Raw genomic sequence first — 21932 nt, 5'->3', positions numbered from 1 at the left:
TTTCGCAAAAAAACTTGACTCTAACCTAAGGGGAGGGTTTATACTATCCTTGTAAGGAGGAAATCATGTACCATATCAAAGAAGCTGCGCAGCTTTCAGGTGTCTCTGTCAAGACCCTGCACCACTACGATAAGATAGGACTCCTGATCCCTTTAAAGTCAGAGAACGGCTATCGAACCTATAGTAAAGAGGATTTGGAACGCCTTCAGGTCATTCTTTACTATAAATATCTAGGCTTTTCTTTAGAAAAAATAGCAGAGCTATTAAAGGAAGAAAGGACTGACTTGTTGCCTCATTTGACTAAGCAGTTGGAGTGTTTGACTCGAGAAAGGCAACATCTGGATACCTTGATTTCCACCTTGAAAAAAACCATTCAAGATCAAAAAGGAGAAAGAAAAATGACTATTGAAGAAAAATTCACTGGATTTAGTTACCAAGACAATCAAAAATACCACCAAGAAGCGGTAGAAAAATATGGTCAAGAAGTCATGGACCAAGCCCTAGAACGCCAAAAAGGTCGTGAAGATGAGTCTACGGTTGCCTTTAACCAAGTTTTTCAATCCTTGGCACAAAACCTTCAAGCTGGTCTGCCAGTAACAGCAACTGAAAACCAAGAGCAAGCTGCCAAGCTCTTGCAAGCCATTCGTACTTATGGATTTGACTGCTCTATTGAAGTCTTCGGACATATCGGTAAAGGCTACGTCTACAACCCAGAGTTCAAGGAAAATATTGACAAGTTTGGACCTGGTACATCCCAGTACACATCAGATGTCATTGCACAGTATGTCCAAACTCAATCAAAATAAAATCGGAGGAGTATTCTTCCGATTTTTTCTAAATTCAAATACTACTTGCTTAATAATTTTTCTACTACATTCAGTTTTCGCATAGTCAAATCTACATTAATATATTAAAAAGCTTTTCAAGATAGTTGGTATTAAGTTTCTTTTGTTTTGTAGTTCTAGGGAGATAGGGGTAAATACAATGGTTACCGATACAAATTTCTTATTCACCGTAATTAATTTTTCTAAAGGGAGACTTTGAATAGATTCTTGGTAAAAAATTACGTGTATACGGTCATAAAGATAGTGTTCTCCAAACGGGTTTTCTTGGACAATTTTTGTAAAATCACTTTTATTCTTGATTACCATTTTTAAGTCAGTACCAATTTTTTCCTTTATTAGAGCATGAACCTGTTCTCGTATTTCTTTTAGGGCTAAGTCACTTTCAAGAATGATATTTTCACTTTGAATATAAGTTCGAACTTGTTGAAAACCAGCTTCTGTCAAGATATCTGCTAGGTAAGACATTGAGGAGACACCCTTTAAAGGGAAGGATGAACGTAAAACCCAGCCGTCGGAAACTCAAGAAAGTCTTGCGTAAAGTCAAGGAGGATTTTTCAGTACGTGCTGAAAAATATGAGAGCTATCAGGAGACATTTGAAGGGCGTAACAGCTTTTCCAAAACTGATCCAGATGCCACTTTTATGCGGATGAAAGAAGACCATATGAAGAATGGCCAACTCAAACCTGGCTACAATCTTCAAATCGCTACTGAAAATCAATTTGTTCTTCACTATGATGTCTTCTCAAATCCGACAGACACCAAGACTCTTCTCCCCTTACTTGAAACCTATCCGCATGAATTGAAGACAGTTGTCGCAGATGCTGGGTATGGAAGTGAAGAGAACCTCCTTCGTTTAGATGAAAAGGAGGTGAAGTATCTGATTAAGTATGCCATGTTTGATCAGGAACAGAAGAGAGGGGATAAACAGTCAGCTAGAAACTTAGGAAATTGGCACTATGATGACAAGGAGGATAGCTACACACATCCTGACGGCTGGTGTTATCGTTTTCACCATATCAAACATCAGAAAACACAGGCAGACTTTCAACAGGAAATCAAGGTTTACTACGCTGATGAACCTGAATCAGCCCCTCAAAAGGGACTGTATATGAACGAACGCTATCAAAACTTGAAAAAAGATAAGATAAGCTAGTGTCCAAAGGACCAGTCCGCAAGCTAAGAAACTCGCTAGGATTTTCAAGAAGTCTATGACATTATGCAAGGGATACCATCCGGATAAACAGAGAATTGGAAGGATGCTAACGTACATGATTGAGAAGTGAAGGAGTGTTTGTTGTGTGAGTGACAAACGGTTATCATCGTAAATGGGGGCAGTTGCCAGAATGATGGCAACGATTATTCCCGTAAGAAAGGTAGATTTGTTTACGTGATGAGGTTGCCCTGACAAGTAGAGAGAGCGTCAAAAAACTCGTTATCCCTTCAGCAATGCTAGCTCGAATCCATCTTTTTTATAGGCAGTCATGGTCATCACATCCAACTATATATTCACCTTTATTGTACTCCTTTCTAGGATAGATGACGGCTATAAATAGGAAAAATCAGGTCTTTGCTAGCATTAGAGAATTTTTAGAAAAGCTTCCTAAAATAAGACCTAAACTTGCTCAGAAATTGCTATCTCTTTGCTTTTCTAGTATAATGAAATAACTACTCGTGCGAGGTTTTTACATATGGAAATGAAACAAATAAGCGAGACAACTCTAAAAATCATGATTACCATGGAAGATCTTGAAGAACATGGTATGGAGCTGAAAGATTTCTTGATTCCCCAGGAAAAAACAGAGGAATTTTTCTATACTGTCATGGATGAGTTGGACTTGCCTGATAACTTTAAAAATAGTGGGATGCTGAGCTTCCGTGTCACGCCACGCAAGGATCGTGTGGATGTTTTTGTGACTAAATCAGACCTTAAGGAAGACCTTGATTTCAATGATTTGTCAGATATGGATGACTATTCAGGACTTTCTCCAGAAGAATTCCTCAAAGCTCTTGAGGGTAACTTTATGGACAAGGGAGATATTGAAGCTCACCATAAGCTCGAAGAGATTGAAAAGGCCTTGGAAGAGGTTGATAAGACTATGACAGAGCCGGCTAAGGAAGTGGCTGAGGAAACTATTCGTGAAGATTATACTCACTATGTCTTGGCTTTCTCTGACTTTGATCAAGTAGTAACCTTTACGCAAGGTTTGAAGGATGTGCCAGTGGAAGGTTCTGAACTTTATAAACTTGGTGATATCTACTATATGACTATCCTTCTTTACTTGGCTGATGAGCCTGACTATTACGCGAACAATATGTATGCGCGTTTTCTTGAATATGCGAATGTGGCAGACCGAACACGTCCCTATCTACAAGAGCATGCAACAATCTTGATGGAAGAGGACGCCTTATCGGTATTACAAGCAACGAAATGGAGCTAGGACATGCCTTGGACCATTAATTATATCTTTGTCTTGATTGGGACATTTTTGATTGCCATTGTGGGAACTCCACTGGTGCGCTCTTTGGCCTTTCGAGTCGGAGCGGTTGATCATCCAAATGCAAGACGTATCAATAAAAAGCCAATGCCGAGTGCTGGTGGTCTAGCTATTTTCTTGGCCTTTGTACTGGCGACCTTGGTATTTATGCCTATGATTATTCAGAAGGATGTCTGGCATATTTCTTATTTAAGATACATCCTACCGGTTGTTGGGGGTGGTGCTATTGTGGCATTGACAGGTTTCATTGATGATATCTTTGAATTAAAACCTTTGCCTAAGATGCTCGGTATTGTTATGGGAGCTGTCATTGTTTGGGCTTTTACGGATTTTCAATTTGATAGCTTTAAGATACCTTTTGGCGGGCCCATGATTCAGTTTGGACCAGTCTTGACCTTTATTCTAACAGTGTTATGGATTGCGGCTATCACCAATGCCATTAATCTGATTGATGGTTTGGATGGATTGGTTGGAGGAGTTTCTATCATTTCCCTGATGACTATGGGGGTGATTTCTTATTTCTTCCTCTATGATACTGATATTTTTTTGACCATGACCATCTTTGTCTTAGTGGCTGCCATTATGGGATTTTTCCCTTACAATTATCATCCAGCGATTATCTATCTAGGTGATACAGGGGCGCTCTTTATTGGCTTTATGATTGGTGTCTTGTCATTACAAGGGTTGAAAAATGCGACAGCAGTGGCTATTTTGTCACCTGTTATTATCCTTGGAGTGCCTATTGTTGACACAGTGGTGGCTATTGTCCGCCGTAAGTTGTCAGGGCGCTCAGCTATGGAAGCTGATAAGATGCATTTGCATCATCGTCTTTTAGCTATGGGGTTCACTCATCGAGGAGCAGTTCTGGTGGTTTATGCCATCGCTATCCTCTTTTCATTGATTGCCCTCTTATTAAATGTTTCCAGTCGTCTCGGTGGTATTCTCTTACTTCTGAGTTTGATTTTGGGAATGGAAATTCTGATTGAAGGGCTTGAGATTTGGGGCGTTGGTCGAACACCTCTCTTCAATTTCCTAAAATTTATCGGGAATAGTGATTATCGCCAAGCAATCATGTTGAAATGGAAGCAAGGTCGAAAAAAATAAACATTTGAAAAGCCAAGCAATGGCTTTTTTGTTATAATGATTCTAATTAAGGAAAATGGAAGTTCTCTTTTTATTTTCCAGAAAATAGCAAGACTATTTTCAAAAAAATAATGCAAATTAGCGAGCACCTGCTTGCTGTATATATGGAAAAAGGAGTATACAATGTCTGTACTTGAAATCAAAAATCTTCATGTTTCTGTTGAAGATAAAGAAATCTTGAAGGGTCTTAATTTGACTCTTAAAACTGGTGAGATTGCTGCTATTATGGGTCCTAACGGAACTGGTAAATCTACCCTTTCGGCTGCTATCATGGGTAACCCAAATTATGAAATCACAGAAGGGGACATCCTTTTTGATGGTGAAAGTATCCTTGACTTGGAAGTTGATGAACGTGCACGCCTAGGTCTTTTCCTTGCTATGCAATATCCAGCTGAAATCCCAGGGATTACAAATGCTGAGTTTATCCGTGCGGCTATGAATGCTGGTAAAGAAGATGACGAAAAGATTTCTGTCCTTGATTTCATCACTAAATTGGATGAAAAGATGGAATTACTTGGTATGCGTGAAGAAATGGCTGAGCGTTACCTTAACGAAGGTTTCTCAGGTGGTGAGAAGAAACGTAACGAAATTCTTCAGTTGCTTATGTTGGAACCTAAGTTTGCTCTTCTTGACGAGATTGACTCAGGTCTTGATATTGATGCTCTTAAAGTGGTTTCAAAAGGGGTTAACGCTATGCGTGGTGAAGGCTTTGGTGCTATGATTATCACTCACTATCAACGTCTCTTGAACTACATCACTCCAGATGTTGTACACGTAATGATGGAAGGTAAAGTGGTTCTTTCAGGTGGCCCTGAATTGGCTGCTCGTCTTGAGCAAGAAGGTTATGCGAAAATCGCTGAAGAGCTCGGTTACGAGTACCACGAAGAAGCGTAAGTCTGTTACTCGAAATAACTAGAAAAGGAGTAACCTATGTCAAAAGAATCTATTATCGCTTTTTCACAAGCAAAAGCAGAGCCACTCTGGTTGCAAGACCTTCGTCAAGCAGCTTTTGATAAGCTTGACAGCTTGGCTCTTCCGAAAATTGAGCGTGTTAAATTCCACCGTTGGAACCTAGGCGATGGAACGATTGCTGAAAATGAACCATCAGCAAATGTGCCTGACTTTACAGCGCTTGGAAACAATCCTAAGTTGGTTCAAGTAGGAACAAATACTGTTCTTGAACAATTGCCAGCTGACTTGATTAGCCAAGGTGTGGTCTTCACAGACCTGACGACTGCTCTTGAGGAAATCCCAGAAGTCGTTGAAGCCTTCTTTGGTAAGGCTGTAGCCTACGATGAGGACAAATTAGCAGCTTATAACTATGCCTATTTCAATAGTGCAGCGGTTCTTTATGTACCAGATAATGTTGAAATTGACTTGCCAGTTGAAAGCTATTTTTACCAAGATGGAACTTCAAATGTGCCCTTTAACAAGCACGTTTTGATTGTAGCTGGTAAAAACAGTAAATTGACTTACCTTGAGCGTTTTGAAACGCTAGGTGAAGCTACTGAAAAAGCTAGTGCCAACATTTCTGTGGAAGTTATTGCTCAAGATGGTGCACAAGTTAAGTTTGCGGCTATTGACCGTTTGGGTGAAAATGTCACAACTTATATTAGTCGTCGTGGCCGTATTGGTCGTGATGCAAGCATTGACTGGGCTCTCGGCATCATGAACGAGGGCAATGTTATTGCTGACTTTGATAGCGACTTGATTGGCAATGGAAGTCATGCCAACCTTAAAGTTATTGGTCTTTCATCAGGTCGTCAGGTGCAAGGGATTGATACTCGTGTGACTAACTATGGTAACAACTCTGTGGGACATATCCTACAACATGGTGTTATTTTGGAACGCGGTACTTTGACCTTCAATGGTATTGGTCACATTGTCAAAGGTGCTAAGGGTGCTGATGCACAACAAGAAAGCCGTGTGCTTATGCTTTCTGATAAAGCCCGTTCAGATGCGAACCCAATCCTTTTGATTGATGAAAATGAAGTTACAGCAGGACACGCTGCTTCAATCGGTCAGGTGGATCCAGAGGATATGTACTACCTTATGAGTCGTGGACTTGATCAAGACACTGCAGAACGCTTGGTTATTCGCGGTTTCTTGGGAGCAGTTATCACTGAAATCCCAGTTAAGGAAGTGCGTGATGAGATGATTTCTGTAACTGATACAAAACTAAACAAACGTTAGGAACTATCGACGCAGATAGTCTAACCTATGATATATCTAGATAGGGAGATAAGATGTCAGCTTTAGATGCCTATAAGATTCGACAAGATTTTGCCATTTTAGATCAGGTAGTTAATGATGAACCTTTGGTATACTTGGATAATGCAGCAACGACCCAGAAGCCTCAAGTAGTTTTGGACGCTCTCATGACCTACTATCATGAGGACAATGCCAATGTTCACCGTGGTGTGCATACTTTGGCTGAGCGTGCAACAGCTGCTTACGAAGCTAGTCGTGAAAAGTTTCGTCAGTTTATCAATGCGAAATCAACCAAAGAGGTCCTCTTTACACGTGGAACGACAACTGGTCTTAACTGGGTTGGTCGTTTTGCAGAGCAGGTTCTTGAGCCAGGAGATGAGGTGGTTATTTCAATTATGGAACACCACTCTAATATCATACCTTGGCAGGAAGCTTGTAAGAAGGCGAGGGCTAAACTTGTATATGCCTACTTGAAAGATGGCCAATTGGATATGGAAGATTTGGCCAACAAGATTACTGAAAAGACAAAATTTGTCAGCCTAGCTCAGGTTTCTAACGTTTTAGGCTGCATCAATCCTGTCAAAGAAATTGCCAAGCTTGCCCACCAAGTTGGTGCCTATATGGTGGTGGATGGTGCCCAATCGACGCCCCACATGACTACTGATGTTCAGGATTTGGATTGTGATTTCTTCACCCTTTCTGGACATAAGATGTTAGGTCCAACAGGGATTGGGGTCCTCTATGGCAAAGAAGAGATTCTCAACCAGATGAATCCTATTGAATTCGGTGGTGAGATGATTGATTTTGTTTATGAACAAGAAGCCACTTGGAAGGAACTACCTTGGAAATTTGAGGCTGGTACACCTAACATTGCGGGGGCTATTGCTCTTGGTGCTGCTGTAGACTACCTCTCTGGTTTAGGCATGGGAAATGTTCATGCTTATGAGCAAGAGTTGGTAGACTATGTATTGCCTAAACTTCAAGAGATTGAGGGATTGACAGTCTACGGTCCAGAAGATCCTAGCCAGCATGCAGGTGTTATTGCCTTTAATATTGACGGGCTTCATCCTCATGATGTGGCGACTGCTCTCGACTATGAAGGAGTGGCAGTGCGTGCGGGTCACCACTGTGCTCAGCCTTTAATTAATCATTTAGGAATCTCATCAGCTGCCCGAGCAAGCTTCTATATTTACAATACTAAAGAGGATTGTGACAAGCTTGTAGAGGCAATCCTTGCGACGAAGGAGTTTTTCAATGGCACTCTCTAGACTAGATAGTTTATATATGGCTGTTGTGGCCGATCACTCTAAGAGCCCTCACCATCATGGTGTTCTGCCTGATGTGGAGCAACTTCAACTGAATAATCCGACTTGTGGAGATGTTATCAATCTGTCAGTCAAATTTGATGGTGACGTGATTGAAAACATTGCCTTTGCTGGTGATGGTTGTACCATTTCTACAGCTTCATCAAGTATGATGACGGATGCAGTTATTGGAAAAACCAAGGACGAGGCTTTGGAACTAGCGGAGATTTTCTCTCTTATGATTCAAGGGGAACATAAAGATGAAGATAAGCTAGGCGAAGCCAAGCTTTTGGCGGGGGTCTCTAAATTTCCACAACGTATCAAATGTGCAACGCTCTCTTGGAATGCCCTTAAAAAGGCTATAGAGAGAAGTGAGCTCTAGGAGGCAATGGAGTAATTATCCTCTTTGCTCAAGTCTTAAATAAAGAAAATGAATCAAACCTTTAATAAAGGAAAATACTATGACTGAAACAAATGAAAAAGTAGAACCAAAACCCATTGATCTTGGGGAATATAAATACGGTTTCCATGATGATGTGACACCAGTCTTTTCAACAGGAAAAGGAATCAGTGAAGACGTGGTCCGTGCCATGTCTGCTGAAAAAGGGGAGCCTGAGTGGATGCTTGAATTCCGCTTGAAATCATTGGAAACCTTTAACAAAATGGCCATGCAAGAGTGGGGACCAGATCTTTCTGCCCTCAACTTTGATGACTTGACATATTTCCAAAAAGCATCAGACAAACCTGCTCGTGACTGGGAAGACGTTCCTGAGAAAATCAAGGAAACTTTTGAACGTATTGGTATCCCAGAAGCAGAGCGTGCCTATCTTGCTGGAGCCTCAGCTCAGTATGAATCAGAAGTGGTTTACCACAACATGAAAGAAGAGTATGACAAGTTGGGTATTATCTTTACAGATACGGACTCAGCTCTTAAAGAGCATCCAGAGCTCTTCAAGAAGTACTTCTCAAAACTGGTTCCGCCAACAGACAATAAATTTGCGGCCCTTAATTCTGCCTTCTGGTCAGGTGGTACCTTTATTTATGTACCTAAAGGCGTCAAGGTGGATATTCCGCTTCAAACCTACTTCCGTATCAATAACGAAGCGACTGCCCAGTTTGAACGTACCCTTATCATCGTTGATGAAGGTGCCAGCGTTCACTATGTTGAAGGATGTACAGCGCCAACATACACAACGGCTAGCCTTCATGCAGCCATTGTTGAAATCTTTGCACTTGATGGTGCCTACATGCGCTACTCAACTATCCAAAACTGGTCAGATAGCGTCTACAACTTGGTAACTAAACGTGCTACCGCTAAGAAAAATGCGACTGTTGAGTGGATTGATGGTAACCTTGGGGCCGAAGTCACTATGAAGTACCCATCTGTTTACCTTGATGGAGAAGGTGCGCGTGGTACCATGCTTTCAATTGCCTTCGCCAATGCAGGTCAACACCAAGATACAGGGGCTAAGATGATTCACAATGCACCGCATACATCATCATCTATTGTTTCTAAATCAATCGCTCGTAACGGTGGTAAGGTTGACTACCGTGGACAAGTCACTTTCAACAAGGATTCTAAGAAATCGGTATCTCACATCGAATGTGATACCATCTTGATGGATGACTTGTCTAAATCAGACACTATCCCATTTAACGAAATCCATAACTCACAAGTTGCCCTTGAACACGAAGCTAAAGTTTCTAAGATTTCTGAAGAACAGCTCTACTACCTCATGAGCCGTGGACTTTCAGAACAAGAAGCAACTGAAATGATTGTCATGGGATTTGTGGAACCATTTACCAAAGAACTTCCAATGGAATATGCTGTTGAGCTTAACCGCTTGATTAGTTATGAAATGGAAGGATCAGTTGGGTAAGAAGTAAGCTTGTGTATAAATACAGAGTAAACTGAGAAATTGGTTCAAAATACTATAAGGTTAAGATATATCTCTTAGCCTTTTTTGTTTGGATTGATTGTAAAACGTTTATGTGTAGTGGACAAGAGTTATAGATGCGTCATTTTTTGGATATTTCGAGTCTTTTTCGAGACAAAATAACTGAATTGTCGAATTATTCAGAATTAGGTCTTTACTTTAGGCTATTTTAAGGTATAATTATACACGAAAGTAAATTTTTGATTGGAGGAGGTTTCTTATAATTATGATTAAGAAACGTAACTTTAAGAGTATTGTAGCTGTTGGAGTAATTGCTTTGGCTTCTGCAACACTTCTTGCTGCTTGTGGCTCAAAATCAACCTCAAGTAAAGATGAAATTAATTGGTACACCCCTACTGAAATATTGACTCTTGATATTTCTAAAAATTCAGATCACTATTCAGCCTTGGCGATTGGGAACTCAGAAAGTAACTTACTTCGTGTTGATAAAGATGGGAAGTTGCAACCTGATTTGGCTAAAAAGGTTGATGTGTCAGCCGATGGTTTAACTTATACAGCGACTCTTAGAGATGGCTTGAAGTATTCAGATGGTACTAAGATTACTGCTGAGGACTTTGTCTATACTTGGCAACGTATGGTTGATCCTGCTACAGCTTCTGAGTATGCTTACCTTACTTCAGATTCTCACCTTGTTAATGCTGCAGATATTATTGCTGGTAAGAAGAGTGTTGATGAATTAGGTGTTAAGGCTGAGGGAAATAAAGTTATCTTTACCTTGTCAAATCCTTCTCCACAATTCAAGAGTCTTTTGTCATTCTCAAACTTTGTCCCACAACATAAGGAATTTGTAGAGAAGGCTGGAAAACAATATGGAACGAAGTCTGACAAACAAATTTATTCTGGACCTTTTAAAGTTGAAAATTGGAATGGTACAAGTGGTAGCTTCAAACTTGTCAAAAATGACAATTATTGGGATGCTAAGCATGTTAAAACAAAGACAATCAATATTCAAACGGTTAAAAAACCTGATACAGCCGTCCAAATGTATAAACAAGGTCAACTTGACTTTGCAAATATTTCAAATACGTCAGCAATTTTTAACTCAAATAAAAAGAACAAAGATGTTGTTACAGTTCCAGAAGCAACAACAGCTTATATGACCTATAATGAAACTGGTAAAGTTAAAGGTCTAGATAATCTTAAAATCCGTCAAGCTCTCAACCTTGCTACTGACCGTAAAGGTATTGTCGAAGCTGCGGTTGATACGGGTTCAGTTCCAGCAACTAGTCTTGTACCTACTGGATTGGAAAAATTACCTGATGGTACTGATTTATCTAAATATGTGGCACCTGGCTATAGCTACAACAAGGAAGAAGCAGCTAAGCTCTTTAAAGAAGGTCTTGCTGAAGCTGGTTTAAGCGACTTGAAATTGACAATTACAGCAGATTCAGATACACCTGCTGCTAAAGCTGCAGTTGATTACATTAAAGAAACTTGGGAAAAAGCTCTTCCTGGTTTGACTGTTGAAGAAAAATTTGTGACATTTAAACAACGTATTGAAGATACCAAAAATCAAAACTTTGATGTCGCTCTAGTCAATTGGGGTGGTGACTATCCAGAAGGATCAACATTCTATGGCTTGTTCACTTCAAATTCATCTTATAACTATGGTAAGGCAAATAGCTCTACATACGATGCAGCCTATGAAAAAGCTATTTCGGCTGATGCATTAGATCCAACAGCTGCTGCAAATGATTATAAAGCTGCTGAAAAAGCACTTTATGATGAAGCAATGTATAATCCGGTTTACTTCCGATTTACAAAAGGTTTACAAAATCCTTCAATTAAAGGACTTGTACGTAACTCAACTGGTCTTGATGTTGACTTCACCTATGCTTATAAAGATAAATAGTTGCTATCATTATAATGACAGAGTAAAGTAGAACATTCATCAGCTACTGTATGTACGTTTATCACAAAATGAACTAAGAAGCTGGCGGCTTTAGTCCCAGCTTCTTTCGTTGTTACATAAAGGAAATTTTATGACGAAATATTTATTGAAAAGGATAGCTATTTTGCTAGTTACCTTATGGGTGGTTGTCACTCTATCTTTCTTCTTAATGCAAGTTATGCCGGGGTCACCATTCAATAATCCCAAATTAACGAATGATATGATTGCGGTTATGAATAAGCAATATGGCTTAGATAAGCCTGTATGGCAACAGTATTTGCAATATCTTTGGAATGTCCTGCACGGTGATTTAGGAACAAGTTATCAGTCTGCGAATCAGCCTGTTAGCATGATGATTAGTCAACGTTTGGCAGTTTCAGCGCAATTGGGTATTCAAGCCCTTGTTGTTGGGGTTTTAGCTGGTCTTTTTGTGGGAGCAGTGTCAGCACGTAATAAAAATAACTGGATTGATAATATCTTGAGCGTGCTATCAACACTCGGTATTTCAGTGCCATCATTTATTATCGGTCTTCTGCTTTTGGATTACCTTGGATTTAAGTGGGGAGTTCTTCCTTTATCTGGATGGGGCTCATTTAGCCAAACGATTTTACCTACTTTAGCTCTTGCTATTCCAGTATTTGCTCAAGTCACCCGTTTTTTTCGTAGTGAAATGATTGAAACCATGAATACTGATTATATTCAACTAGCTAGGGCTAAGGGGTTGACAACACGTCAAATTAGTAATCGACACGCCTATCGCAATTCAATGATTCCTGTTCTTACCTTAATCGGTCCAATGGCTGCTAATATTCTAACAGGTTCAGCACTTATAGAGCAGATTTTCTCAATTCCTGGGATTGGTCAACAGTTTGTTACCTCTATTCCAACAAAAGATTATCCTGTCATTATGGGAACCACTATCGTTTATGCCGTTATGCTTATGGTAGCTATCCTATTGACAGATATCATTACTAGTTTCGTGGATCCACGTGTCCGTCTGAAGTAAGGAGAGTATCATGGAAGAAAAACAACTATTCAAACTTGTTGGTGCTGGAAATACTGAATCACAAGAAAAAATTGAAAAACCGACTCTCTCTTTTACACAAGATGCTTGGAGACGTCTGAAAAAAAATAAACTGGCGACCATATCCCTTTGGTTTTTAGCCATTCTACTGGTCTTTTCGATTGGCTCAAATTTCTTTGTTAATGCCAAGGATGCTAATAGTTTTAATGGTGGTGAAGTTAAGACATATCGTAATTTACCACCTAAACTATCAGATAGCTTACCATTCTGGAATGGTAGTATTGTCTTTTCAGGTAATACGGAGCCTAATGATGTGTACTCTGATCAATCAGTTCCAAAAGACGATAAATTTATTTTGGGAACTGACAATCTAGGACGTAGCTTAGCGAAACGTGTGATTGTTGGTATACGTATCTCTCTCTTAATTGCCATCGTTGCTACTTTAATTGATTTGATTATTGGAGTAACCTATGGTCTGGTGTCAGGTTTCTTAGGTGGGAAAATTGACCTCTTCATGCAACGTGTTATTGAGGTTATCTCATCTATCCCTAACTTGGTCATAGTAACGATGTTAGGGCTTCTCTTGGGTAGTGGTGTGTTGTCAATCATTATCTCAATTGCCATTGTCGGATGGACGTCTATGGCGCGTCAAGTCCGTAATTTGACCCTATCCTACCGAGAACGTGAATTTGTTTTAGCCTCACGTGCTTTGGGTGAAAATAACTTCAAGATAGCTTTTAAACATGTTTTACCAAATATTTCAGGTATCATTATTGTTCAAATTATGATGACCGTTCCAAGTGCTATTATGTACGAGGCGGTTCTATCAGCTATCAATTTGGGGGTTAAGCCACCAACAGCTTCTTTAGGTTCGTTGATTACGGATGCTTCTGAGAATCTTCAATACTACCCTTATCAGGTGGTAATTCCTGCCTTGGCTCTTGTTTTTATCTCTCTTGCCTTCATTCTTTTAGGGGACGGCTTGCGTGATGCATTTGACCCTAAATCTAACAAAGAAAACTAATAGGAGCGTAATAATGATGAAAGAAACGATTTTAAGTGTAAAAAATCTCCATGTTAATTTTCATACTTACGCTGGAGAAGTAAAAGCGATTCGTGATGTCAATTTTGACTTGAAAAAAGGTGAGACACTGGCAATTGTTGGTGAGTCTGGTTCAGGAAAATCTGTAACGACAAGGACGCTAATGGGTCTATCAGACAAAAACGCTAAGGTAACTGGAGACATTACCTTTAAAGGGCGTGATATGCAAGCCTTGAAGGAGGAAGATTGGGTTAAAGTTCGTGGAAATGATATTGCTATGATTTTTCAAGATCCCATGACCAGTCTTGACCCTACTATGAAAATTGGGCGCCAAATTGCTGAGCCTATCATGACTCATACCAAAGTATCTCAGAAAGAAGCCTTAGATATGGCTTTACAATTAATGAAAGATGTTGGGATACCTAATGCCGAAGAACATATAAATGACTACCCTCACCAATGGTCAGGAGGAATGCGTCAAAGAGCAGTAATTGCTATTGCTCTAGCTGCAGATCCTGAAATTTTGATTGCTGATGAGCCTACTACAGCTTTAGATGTTACGATTCAAGCACAAATTCTTCATCTGATGAAAAAAATCCAAGAAGAGCGTGATTCATCCATTATTTTTATTACTCATGACTTGGGTGTTGTCGCTGGGATGGCTGATCGTGTGGCGGTTATGTATGCTGGTAAAATTGTGGAATATGGGACTGTGGATGAGGTTTTCTATAATCCGCAACACCCATACACATGGGGACTTCTTAACTCTATGCCTACAACAGAAACAGAATCTGGCAGCCTAGAAGCTATTCCAGGAACTCCTCCAGATTTGCTTTATCCTCCTAAAGGTGATGCCTTTGCTGCTCGAAATGTCTTTGCTTTAGATATTGATTATCAGGAAGAACCGCCAATGTTTAAAGTATCAGATACGCATTTTGCAGCAACATGGCTCTTAGATGAACGAGCTCCTAAAGTAACCCCTCCTTCACCAATATTGAAACGATGGGAAAAATGGTCAAAGATGAAGGAGAAATAAGATGACACAAGAACGTAAAAAGTTAGTAGAACTAAAAAATGTGTCTCTAACTTTTAATAAAGGAAAATCAAATGAAGTTAAGGCTATTGATGACGTTAGCTTTGATATCTATGAGGGCGAAATTTTTGGCCTAGTTGGCGAATCTGGATCAGGTAAAACAACCATTGGGCGTTCTGTTTTAAAACTTTCTGATATTGATTCGGGTACTATTACCTTTTCAGGTAATGAGATATCAAGTTTAAAAGGAAAAGATCTTCATGATTTCCGTAAGACAGCTCAGATGATTTTTCAAGATCCTCAAGCTAGTCTTAATGGACGCATGAAAATCCTTGATATTATTGCTGAAGGCATTGATATTCATAAGTTGGCTAAGTCTAAGGAAGAGCGTGAAGCTAAGGTTAAAGAACTCATTGATTTGGTAGGGTTAAATGAAGATCACCTATCAAGATATCCTCATGAGTTTTCTGGTGGTCAACGTCAAAGGATTGGTATTGCGCGTGCTTTAGCGGTTAATCCTCATTTTATTGTAGCAGACGAACCGATTTCTGCTTTGGATGTTTCTATTCAAGCACAAGTGGTTAATTTGATGCAGAAGTTGCAACATGAACAGGGGTTAACTTATTTGTTTATTGCCCATGATCTGTCAATGGTTAAATATATATCCGATCGCATTGGTGTGATGCATTGGGGTAAACTCCTTGAAGTAGGACCAGCAGATGAGATTTATCATAATCCAATTCATCCTTATACAAAGAGTCTATTGTCTGCAATTCCAGAACCAGATCCAGAAAGAGAGCGTAAGCGTCAGCATTTGATTTACAATTCCTCTATTGAAAATGATGGGGAAAATAGACAAATGTATGAAATCCGACCAGGGCATTTTGTTTATGCTACAGAAGCAGAGGCTAAAAATTATAAAGAAGAAGCCAAGGCTAATTAAACTGTAAAAAGGTGGTGATTCCCTAGTCACCTCCTTTTTATTTTTAGATTAGTAAGCGTTTACGATACATAGGCAAAACAGTATAATAACGACTGGCTACTCAATCAGATTCGTGGGACAGCCAACGTCGTCAGTAAGGTTTTTAAGTTTGAGAGTCTGGATATTAATTGGGGTCAGGTAGAAGACGAGCAAGGGTACACTGTTGATGGAAATGACTACATTGATGATTTGTTAATTCATGAACAGTATGATCAGGCGACTGACTTAATTCATAGTCAACTCAAACGTTTGACGACTGATGACTATAATCTCCTTGTCAGTGTCTATATGGAGTATTTGGAGAATTTACCACCTGTAATAAGACAGAAACACCATTTTGATGATAGAAAATAGCAAGTTTGAGGGAAAAACTGTCCGAATTTTCATGGTAATTTGATAGAGAGTGTGGAAGAGAAACGCCGAGCGTTTACGATTTTTCCACCCTCTTTTTTGTGTTATAATAGAATCACTATGGATAAATTAATTAAAACAATTTCAGAATCAGGTTCTTTCCGTGCTTACGTTCTTGATAGCACTGAAACAGTTAGAACCGCACAAGAAAAACACAATACTCTATCATCATCTACAGTTGCTTTGGGGCGTACCCTTATTGCCAACCAAATTTTGGCTGCTAACCAAAAAGGTGAAAGCAAAATTACGGTTAAGGTTATCGGAAACAGCTCTTTTGGTCATATTATCTCTGTAGCTGATACCAAAGGACATGTTAAGGGCTACATCCAAAATCCAGGTGTGGATATCAAGAAAACAGCGACTGGTGAAGTTTTGGTGGGTCCTTTCATGGGGCAAGGACAGTTTGTCTCAATCATCGATTATGGAACTGGTAATCCTTACACGTCATCAACACCACTTATTTCTGGAGAAATCGGCGAAGACTTTGCCTACTATTTGACAGAATCTGAGCAAACGCCATCTGCTGTTGGTCTTAATGTACTTCTTGACGAAGAGGACAAGGTCAAGGTTGCTGGTGGTTTCATGCTTCAGGTCTTGCCAGGAGCTAGCGAAGAAGAGATCGCTCGTTACGAAAAACGCATCCAGGAGATGCCTGCCATTTCAACGCTTTTGGAATCTGATGACCATATTGAAGCTCTCTTGAATGCCATTTATGGGGATGAACTTTTCAAACGTTTGTCTGAAGAGGAGCTTAGCTTTGAGTGTGATTGCTCACGTGAACGTTTTGAAAATGCCCTCTTGACACTTGGTAAGGATGAACTTCAAGCCATGAAAGACGAGGATCATGGGGCTGAGATCGTCTGCCAATTCTGCCAAACCAAGTATGAATTTTCAGAAGCTGACTTGGAGGAACTCATCAATGACTAAGCTTAATTCGTCCTTCATGATTGGAAATGTGGAGATTCCTCATCGTACAGTACTAGCTCCTATGGCGGGTGTGACTAACTCTGCCTTCCGTACTATTGCAAAGGAATTTGGTGCTGGTCTTGTTGTGATGGAGATGATCTCTGAAAAGGGTCTCCTCTACAATAATGAGAAAACACTCCACATGCTTCATATCGATGAGAATGAGCATCCAATGTCTATCCAACTTTTCGGTGGTGATGCTGAGGGCTTGAAGCGTGCGGCTGACTTTATCCAGACCAATACCAAGGCTGATATTGTTGATATCAACATGGGTTGTCCAGTCAATAAGGTAGTTAAAAATGAAGCGGGGGCCAAGTGGCTCAAGGATCCAGACAAGATTTACCACATCGTCAAGGAAGTAACATCAGTACTTGATATTCCTTTGACTGTTAAGATGCGTACAGGTTGGTCAGACAGTGATTTGGCTGTAGAAAATGCTCTTGCAGCTGAGTCTGCAGGTGTTTCTGCCCTTGCTATGCACGGCCGTACTCGTGAGCAGATGTACACAGGTCACTGTGACCACGAGACTTTGGCCCGTGTTGCTAAGGCTATCACTAAGATTCCGTTTATCGGAAATGGTGATGTTCGTAGCGTTCAAGACGCTAAGCTCATGATTGAAGAACTTGGTGTAGATGCGGTTATGGTGGGACGTGCAGCTATGAATAATCCTTATATCTTCACGCAAATCAACCACTTCTTCGAAACAGGAGAAGAGTTGCCAGATCTTCCATTTGATAAGAAGCTGGACATCGCTGAAGACCACCTCAAACGTTTGGTGGACCTTAAAGGTGAAAAGATTGCTGTCCGTGAATTCCGTGGTCTGGCACCACACTATCTTCGTGGAACAGCAGGAGCAGCTAAGGTTCGTGGCGAAGTCTCACGTGCCGAGTCTGTTGCTCAGGTTGAAGAAATCTTTGCGACTTTGCGATAAAATAGAAAGAGCCCTGTTAGTATATACTCTAACAGGGCTCATATATAATAAATTGCTTGTAATCTGACGAATAAAGCGATGAGACAGCTGTCTAACTCTTCAATATTCGAGTTAAGAGAAAAGAATCGATTACATATTTATGATTATTATCCTAATAATGAGGAGAGAGATGTAACTCATGAGTATCAATTTATGTTTAATCTGTTTCTTACCCATCAGGAGGTTTAAATGCAGCTTTTTTTACAACACAAGCCTTATAGGGTTTTGACCCTGTCCATCTTGTTAGGTATCTTTGGGACCACACTGTTTGATTTGGTTTCTGTTCTATATGCAGCTACCTTTCCCAATCCAGAATTGGCGGTGGGGTTGGCGAGTTTGATTACCTCACTTCCCTATGTTTTTGATTTTATTGTGGGTTATGTCTCTGATCGAGCGTCAAATAGCTTTAAGGCTATGAAACTGGTGCGCTGGTTGCAGATGAGTCTATATGTCTTTTTTGGGGTGCTAACCTTGCTTAAGCCTACTTGGTGGGTCTTCGTCTTGGTCCTAGCTATCAACTTTATGAGTGATATTATTGGTAATTACACTGCCTATCTCAACCTTTCCTCAATCGTCGGGTGGTAGCTGAGGAGAATTTTTCCTTGGCTATCTCTTTTCGCAAGGGAATGTCTAATATCGTCACCTTAGCGGGAAAGAGCGTGGGCGTCATGCTTATTGCTCTGCTGGCTCATAACTATTTCTTGTTTGCCTTGATTAATGTTTTGGTTTTCTTGGCTTCTTATCTGGTCTTGCGACGAGGGCAAAAACTTTTTGACTATCTCAATGAACCAGTACCTGAGTCCAAAGAACAACAAGCAGAATCCTTAAAAGCCCTGATTTGTCAGTTTGTCAAGGACACCATAACCAATTTCACCTTTCTCAAATCCCAGTCCTCTATTTTTAATTTGGTCATGATTTACTCTAGTATGAACCTGCTCTCGTCAGCCATGACCACCCTGTTGATGATTTATCTCTTATCGGTCAAGGAGCTACAGTTGGGGTCTTATGCTGTGACTATCACAGTCTTTGAGTCTATCGAATTGGTTGCTTTCTTTTTAGGATCACTTTTTCCGTTCGACTTTTACCGCAAGTTGTCCATTAGGTCCAACCTGCTTTTTGAGAATAGTCTAGCATTGTTGATGGTTGTCAGTATCTTTATATGGCACAATCCCATTGTTCTCTTTACCTTGCTTTTTCTTTCTTCTTATGTGACAGCCATTTCCAATCCAAAATCGGATACCATCGTCATCTTCTCCATTGTTGAAGAGCGACAGAACGCTGTCTTTAGTATCTTTTCAACCATTGTCACAGCGACTGTACCCCTGGGTGCAGCTGTGATTTTGGCCTTAAACCAGTCCTTGGGTGCTACTTGGTCATGGACTCTCTTGGCTTTCTTGGCGGTATTTAATATAGGTTATACCTGTTTTTGGAAGAAAGAGACACGGGCAGTATCTTAAACCTATTATCATTTTTAAGTCTAGCTGTGGTTGGACTTTTTATTTTTCCTTGCAAAACCTCTGTAATTTCGATATAATTAACTGGTTAAGTATATGGAGAAAGCGATGCTAGAACTAGAAGAACAAGTTAATCAATTGATTAATCAAATCGTGCTCAAGTCTGAAAATCAGCATGAGCTCCTTATTGGGCAGTGCCGTAGTCAAGTTAAATTGACTAATACTCAGGAACATATTCTGATGCTTTTGGCCGAGGGTCGCAAGACCAATTCGGAGTTGGCAAAGACCTTAAATGTCAGTCAGGCTGCTGTTACCAAGGCTGTTAAGACCTTGGTCAAGGAAGGTATGTTGGAGGCCAAGAAGGACAAAGGTGATGGACGGGTAACCTATTTTGTCCTGACACAAGAGGCTCAACCTATTGCCCAGGAGCATGAGGAACACCACCAAGAGACTTTAGGTGTCTATCGCACTGTATTGGAGCAGTTTGATAGTAAAGAACGTCAGATTATAGGGCGTTTCTTGACGAAATTAGAAGAAAGAATCGAGGAATAAGATGCGTTATATTACAGTTGAAGGACTGAGCTTCCAGTATGATGCGGAGCCCGTTCTGGATAATATTCACTATCACTTGGATTCTGGGGAGTTTGTGACCCTGACTGGGGAAAATGGAGCTGCCAAGTCAACGCTTATTAAGGCTACCCTAGGAATTCTCAAGCCTAAGAAGGGAACTGTAACCATCTCTGAAACCAATAAAGATGGTAAAAAGCTTCGTATGGCCTATCTTCCCCAGCAAATTGCCAGCTTTAATGCAGGTTTTCCGAGCACGGTCTACGAGTTTGTGAAGTCTGGCCGTTATCCTCGTCAGGGCTGGTTCCGTCGTTTGACTAAGCACGACTTGGAGCATGTTCAACGTGCCCTTGAGTCTGTAGGTATGTGGGAAAATCGTCACAAGCAGATTGGACATCTCTCAGGTGGTCAAAAGCAGCGTGCCGTCATTGCTCGTATTTTTGCCTCAGATCCAGATATCTTTGTCTTGGACGAGCCAACGACAGGGATGGATGCAGGAACAGCCAATACCTTTTACGAACTCATGCACCACTCGGCTCACAAGCATGGCAAGTCTGTCTTGATGATTACCCACGACCCAGAGGAAGTTAAAGAGTACACAGACCGTAATATTCATCTGGTTCGTAACCAGAAATTGCCTTGGCGTTGTTTCAATGTCCATGAAAAGGATGGAGAGGAGCATAAACATGATTAGTGAATTATTAACCTATGATTTTATGCAGCGTGCTATTCTCGCCGTGATTGCTATCAGTATCTTTTCGCCAATTTTGGGGCTCTTCTTAATTCTTCGTCGTCAGAGTCTGATGAGTGATACCTTGAGTCACGTGTCCCTAGCTGGGGTGGCTGTTGGGATTTTCTTGGGACAATCAATCACTTGGATGACCCTAGTGGTTGTGGTTATTGCAGCTTTGGTTTTGGAATATCTCAGGGTTAGTTACAAGCATTATATGGAGATTTCAACGGCTATCCTCATGTCAATGGGATTGGCAGTGGCTCTTATTCTTAGTAACAAGGCGGGTAGCAGTAGCATGAGTCTGGACAGCTATCTTTTTGGTTCTATCATCACGATTAGCCCAGAGCAGGTGCGTGCCCTCTTTGTCATTGCGGCTATTGTACTGGTCTTGACTCTACTCTTTATTCGTCCTATGTATCTTTTGACTTTTGATGAGGACACTGCTCATGTAGATGGCTTGCCAGTTCGTCTCATGTCTCTCCTCTTCAATATTGTGACAGGGATAGCGATTGCCCTGATGATTCCAGCAGCAGGATCACTTTTGGTTTCCACCATCATGATTCTTCCAGCAGCTATTGGTATGAAAATAGGTCAAACCTTTAAATCTGTCATTTTTTGGGCTATTGGTATTGGTTTGATTGGTATGCTCTCTGGTATCTTTATTTCCTATTATTGGGAAACACCAGCCAGTGCAACTATTACCCTTATATTCATCGCCTTCTTTGGTCTGGTATCGATCTTTGAACCCCTCTTAAAAGCAGAGTAAATAATAGAAAAGGAGCTTGAGAAATCGAGCTCTTTTTGTGATATACTAAAGTAGTTTTTTAGATTTGAGTTAAACCAATAATGGTAGATTTCTAGGCAGAAAAAGGATTAGATTTTTCTGGTGTCCACTATCATTT

The 21932-nt window shown here is 40.4% G+C and carries 22 protein-coding genes and 2 pseudogenes; 22 read left to right on the top strand and 2 right to left on the bottom strand.

Features of this window, described 5'->3' with window-relative positions; translation table 11 throughout:
• Nucleotides 1–65 precede the first annotated feature (65 nt).
• Complete coding sequence (locus ADF62_RS09315) at nt 66–806, top strand: MerR family transcriptional regulator (protein WP_003098139.1); 741 nt, start codon at nt 66–68, stop codon at nt 804–806.
• Nucleotides 807–847: 41 nt separating this feature from the next.
• Here the strand turns inward: ADF62_RS09315 and ADF62_RS09310 are convergent.
• Nucleotides 848–1310 (bottom strand): annotated as a pseudogene (locus tag ADF62_RS09310) (DUF1697 domain-containing protein).
• Here ADF62_RS09310 and ADF62_RS11930 point away from each other — a divergent pair.
• Nucleotides 1306–1981, top strand: a pseudogene (locus ADF62_RS11930) (transposase); the annotation flags it as partial. The pseudogenes ADF62_RS09310 and ADF62_RS11930 sit on opposite strands and share 5 nt — an antisense overlap.
• On the opposite strand, the gene ADF62_RS10565 reads toward ADF62_RS11930, so the two are convergent.
• The gene (locus ADF62_RS10565; RefSeq protein WP_081448742.1) at nt 1931–2254 is read right to left on the bottom strand and encodes a DUF3021 family protein; all 324 of its coding nucleotides are present in this window, start codon (nt 2252–2254) and stop codon (nt 1931–1933) included. The pseudogene ADF62_RS11930 and the gene ADF62_RS10565 overlap by 51 nt on opposite strands.
• 280 nt (nt 2255–2534) lie before the next feature.
• On the opposite strand from ADF62_RS10565, the gene mecA reads away from it, so the two are divergent.
• From mecA to ADF62_RS09215, 20 genes are all read left to right on the top strand, one after another.
• Nucleotides 2535–3284: an adaptor protein MecA gene (mecA, locus tag ADF62_RS09300; protein WP_003095171.1), complete on the top strand. Its 750-nt coding sequence runs from the start codon at nt 2535–2537 to the stop codon at nt 3282–3284.
• A 3-nt stretch (nt 3285–3287) separates the two neighbouring features.
• Nucleotides 3288–4445, top strand: coding sequence for a glycosyltransferase family 4 protein (locus ADF62_RS09295; RefSeq protein ID WP_048788658.1), 1158 nt, complete (start codon nt 3288–3290; stop codon nt 4443–4445).
• 162 nt (nt 4446–4607) lie between these two features.
• Nucleotides 4608–5378: a Fe-S cluster assembly ATPase SufC gene (gene sufC, locus ADF62_RS09290; protein WP_002883600.1), complete on the top strand. Its 771-nt coding sequence runs from the start codon at nt 4608–4610 to the stop codon at nt 5376–5378.
• Nucleotides 5379–5414: 36 nt separating this feature from the next.
• Complete coding sequence (sufD, locus tag ADF62_RS09285; protein WP_003095092.1) at nt 5415–6677, top strand: Fe-S cluster assembly protein SufD; 1263 nt, start codon at nt 5415–5417, stop codon at nt 6675–6677.
• A gap of 53 nt (nt 6678–6730) precedes the next feature.
• The gene (locus ADF62_RS09280; protein WP_048788657.1) at nt 6731–7963 is read left to right on the top strand and encodes a cysteine desulfurase; all 1233 of its coding nucleotides are present in this window, start codon (nt 6731–6733) and stop codon (nt 7961–7963) included.
• On the top strand, nt 7950–8381 hold the full coding sequence (gene sufU, locus ADF62_RS09275) for a Fe-S cluster assembly sulfur transfer protein SufU (RefSeq protein WP_048788656.1): 432 nt from the start codon (nt 7950–7952) through the stop codon (nt 8379–8381). The genes ADF62_RS09280 and sufU overlap by 14 nt, the downstream gene beginning before the upstream one ends.
• Before the next feature lie 79 nt (nt 8382–8460).
• Nucleotides 8461–9879, top strand: a complete 1419-nt coding sequence (gene sufB / locus ADF62_RS09270) for a Fe-S cluster assembly protein SufB (protein WP_003095156.1) — start codon at nt 8461–8463, stop codon at nt 9877–9879.
• Nucleotides 9880–10162: 283 nt separating this feature from the next.
• On the top strand, nt 10163–11809 hold the full coding sequence (locus ADF62_RS09265; protein ID WP_003098122.1) for a peptide ABC transporter substrate-binding protein: 1647 nt from the start codon (nt 10163–10165) through the stop codon (nt 11807–11809).
• A gap of 130 nt (nt 11810–11939) precedes the next feature.
• A complete protein-coding gene (locus ADF62_RS09260) occupies nt 11940–12854 on the top strand; it encodes an ABC transporter permease (protein ID WP_003098119.1) in 915 nt (304 codons plus the stop codon).
• A gap of 10 nt (nt 12855–12864) precedes the next feature.
• The gene (locus ADF62_RS09255) at nt 12865–13896 is read left to right on the top strand and encodes an ABC transporter permease (protein ID WP_264472419.1); all 1032 of its coding nucleotides are present in this window, start codon (nt 12865–12867) and stop codon (nt 13894–13896) included.
• Nucleotides 13897–13909: 13 nt separating this feature from the next.
• Complete coding sequence (locus tag ADF62_RS09250; RefSeq protein WP_048788654.1) at nt 13910–14950, top strand: ABC transporter ATP-binding protein; 1041 nt, start codon at nt 13910–13912, stop codon at nt 14948–14950.
• Nucleotide 14951: 1 nt separating this feature from the next.
• Nucleotides 14952–15890, top strand: a complete 939-nt coding sequence (locus tag ADF62_RS09245; RefSeq protein ID WP_048788653.1) for an ABC transporter ATP-binding protein — start codon at nt 14952–14954, stop codon at nt 15888–15890.
• Between the two features lie 228 nt (nt 15891–16118).
• The gene (locus ADF62_RS11630) at nt 16119–16283 is read left to right on the top strand and encodes a hypothetical protein (protein WP_239665031.1); all 165 of its coding nucleotides are present in this window, start codon (nt 16119–16121) and stop codon (nt 16281–16283) included.
• 117 nt (nt 16284–16400) lie between these two features.
• Complete coding sequence (gene hslO / locus ADF62_RS09240) at nt 16401–17267, top strand: Hsp33 family molecular chaperone HslO (protein ID WP_048788652.1); 867 nt, start codon at nt 16401–16403, stop codon at nt 17265–17267.
• A complete protein-coding gene (gene dusB, locus ADF62_RS09235; RefSeq protein WP_048788651.1) occupies nt 17260–18237 on the top strand; it encodes a tRNA dihydrouridine synthase DusB in 978 nt (325 codons plus the stop codon). Before hslO ends, dusB begins: the two co-directional genes overlap by 8 nt.
• 228 nt (nt 18238–18465) lie before the next feature.
• Nucleotides 18466–18861 carry a hypothetical protein gene (locus ADF62_RS11625; RefSeq protein WP_239665030.1) on the top strand — a complete coding sequence of 132 codons (396 nt, stop codon included), beginning with the start codon at nt 18466–18468 and terminating at the stop codon, nt 18859–18861.
• A 17-nt stretch (nt 18862–18878) separates the two neighbouring features.
• Complete coding sequence (locus ADF62_RS09230) at nt 18879–19733, top strand: peptidase (protein WP_239665029.1); 855 nt, start codon at nt 18879–18881, stop codon at nt 19731–19733.
• A gap of 105 nt (nt 19734–19838) precedes the next feature.
• Complete coding sequence (locus ADF62_RS09225; RefSeq protein WP_003095002.1) at nt 19839–20282, top strand: zinc-dependent MarR family transcriptional regulator; 444 nt, start codon at nt 19839–19841, stop codon at nt 20280–20282.
• Nucleotide 20283: 1 nt separating this feature from the next.
• Nucleotides 20284–20991, top strand: a complete 708-nt coding sequence (locus tag ADF62_RS09220) for a metal ABC transporter ATP-binding protein (RefSeq protein ID WP_003095024.1) — start codon at nt 20284–20286, stop codon at nt 20989–20991.
• Nucleotides 20984–21796 carry a metal ABC transporter permease gene (locus tag ADF62_RS09215; RefSeq protein WP_003095010.1) on the top strand — a complete coding sequence of 271 codons (813 nt, stop codon included), beginning with the start codon at nt 20984–20986 and terminating at the stop codon, nt 21794–21796. The genes ADF62_RS09220 and ADF62_RS09215 overlap by 8 nt, the downstream gene beginning before the upstream one ends.
• Nucleotides 21797–21932: the final 136 nt, after the last annotated feature.

This window comes from Streptococcus sp. 1004_SSPC (genome assembly GCF_001069025.1).
In the GTDB taxonomy this organism is placed as follows: domain Bacteria; phylum Bacillota; class Bacilli; order Lactobacillales; family Streptococcaceae; genus Streptococcus; species Streptococcus vestibularis.
Note: the sequence above shows the minus strand (reverse complement) of the source record. Positions and strands in the feature narration are given on the sequence as shown.

What these genes read in the sequence shown, in the direction of transcription:
- ADF62_RS09315 (WP_003098139.1), top strand. Translation starts at nt 66, where the DNA reads ATGTACCATATCAAAGAAGCTGCGCAGCTTTCAGGTGTCTCTGTCAAG.
- mecA (WP_003095171.1), top strand. Translation starts at nt 2,535, where the DNA reads ATGGAAATGAAACAAATAAGCGAGACAACTCTAAAAATCATGATTACC.
- ADF62_RS09295 (WP_048788658.1), top strand. Translation starts at nt 3,288, where the DNA reads ATGCCTTGGACCATTAATTATATCTTTGTCTTGATTGGGACATTTTTG.
- sufC (WP_002883600.1), top strand. Translation starts at nt 4,608, where the DNA reads ATGTCTGTACTTGAAATCAAAAATCTTCATGTTTCTGTTGAAGATAAA.
- sufD (WP_003095092.1), top strand. Translation starts at nt 5,415, where the DNA reads ATGTCAAAAGAATCTATTATCGCTTTTTCACAAGCAAAAGCAGAGCCA.
- ADF62_RS09280 (WP_048788657.1), top strand. Translation starts at nt 6,731, where the DNA reads ATGTCAGCTTTAGATGCCTATAAGATTCGACAAGATTTTGCCATTTTA.
- sufU (WP_048788656.1), top strand. Translation starts at nt 7,950, where the DNA reads ATGGCACTCTCTAGACTAGATAGTTTATATATGGCTGTTGTGGCCGAT.
- sufB (WP_003095156.1), top strand. Translation starts at nt 8,461, where the DNA reads ATGACTGAAACAAATGAAAAAGTAGAACCAAAACCCATTGATCTTGGG.
- ADF62_RS09265 (WP_003098122.1), top strand. Translation starts at nt 10,163, where the DNA reads ATGATTAAGAAACGTAACTTTAAGAGTATTGTAGCTGTTGGAGTAATT.
- ADF62_RS09260 (WP_003098119.1), top strand. Translation starts at nt 11,940, where the DNA reads ATGACGAAATATTTATTGAAAAGGATAGCTATTTTGCTAGTTACCTTA.
- ADF62_RS09255 (WP_264472419.1), top strand. Translation starts at nt 12,865, where the DNA reads ATGGAAGAAAAACAACTATTCAAACTTGTTGGTGCTGGAAATACTGAA.
- ADF62_RS09250 (WP_048788654.1), top strand. Translation starts at nt 13,910, where the DNA reads ATGATGAAAGAAACGATTTTAAGTGTAAAAAATCTCCATGTTAATTTT.
- ADF62_RS09245 (WP_048788653.1), top strand. Translation starts at nt 14,952, where the DNA reads ATGACACAAGAACGTAAAAAGTTAGTAGAACTAAAAAATGTGTCTCTA.
- hslO (WP_048788652.1), top strand. Translation starts at nt 16,401, where the DNA reads ATGGATAAATTAATTAAAACAATTTCAGAATCAGGTTCTTTCCGTGCT.
- dusB (WP_048788651.1), top strand. Translation starts at nt 17,260, where the DNA reads ATGACTAAGCTTAATTCGTCCTTCATGATTGGAAATGTGGAGATTCCT.
- ADF62_RS11625 (WP_239665030.1), top strand. Translation starts at nt 18,466, where the DNA reads ATGCAGCTTTTTTTACAACACAAGCCTTATAGGGTTTTGACCCTGTCC.
- ADF62_RS09225 (WP_003095002.1), top strand. Translation starts at nt 19,839, where the DNA reads ATGCTAGAACTAGAAGAACAAGTTAATCAATTGATTAATCAAATCGTG.
- ADF62_RS09220 (WP_003095024.1), top strand. Translation starts at nt 20,284, where the DNA reads ATGCGTTATATTACAGTTGAAGGACTGAGCTTCCAGTATGATGCGGAG.
- ADF62_RS09215 (WP_003095010.1), top strand. Translation starts at nt 20,984, where the DNA reads ATGATTAGTGAATTATTAACCTATGATTTTATGCAGCGTGCTATTCTC.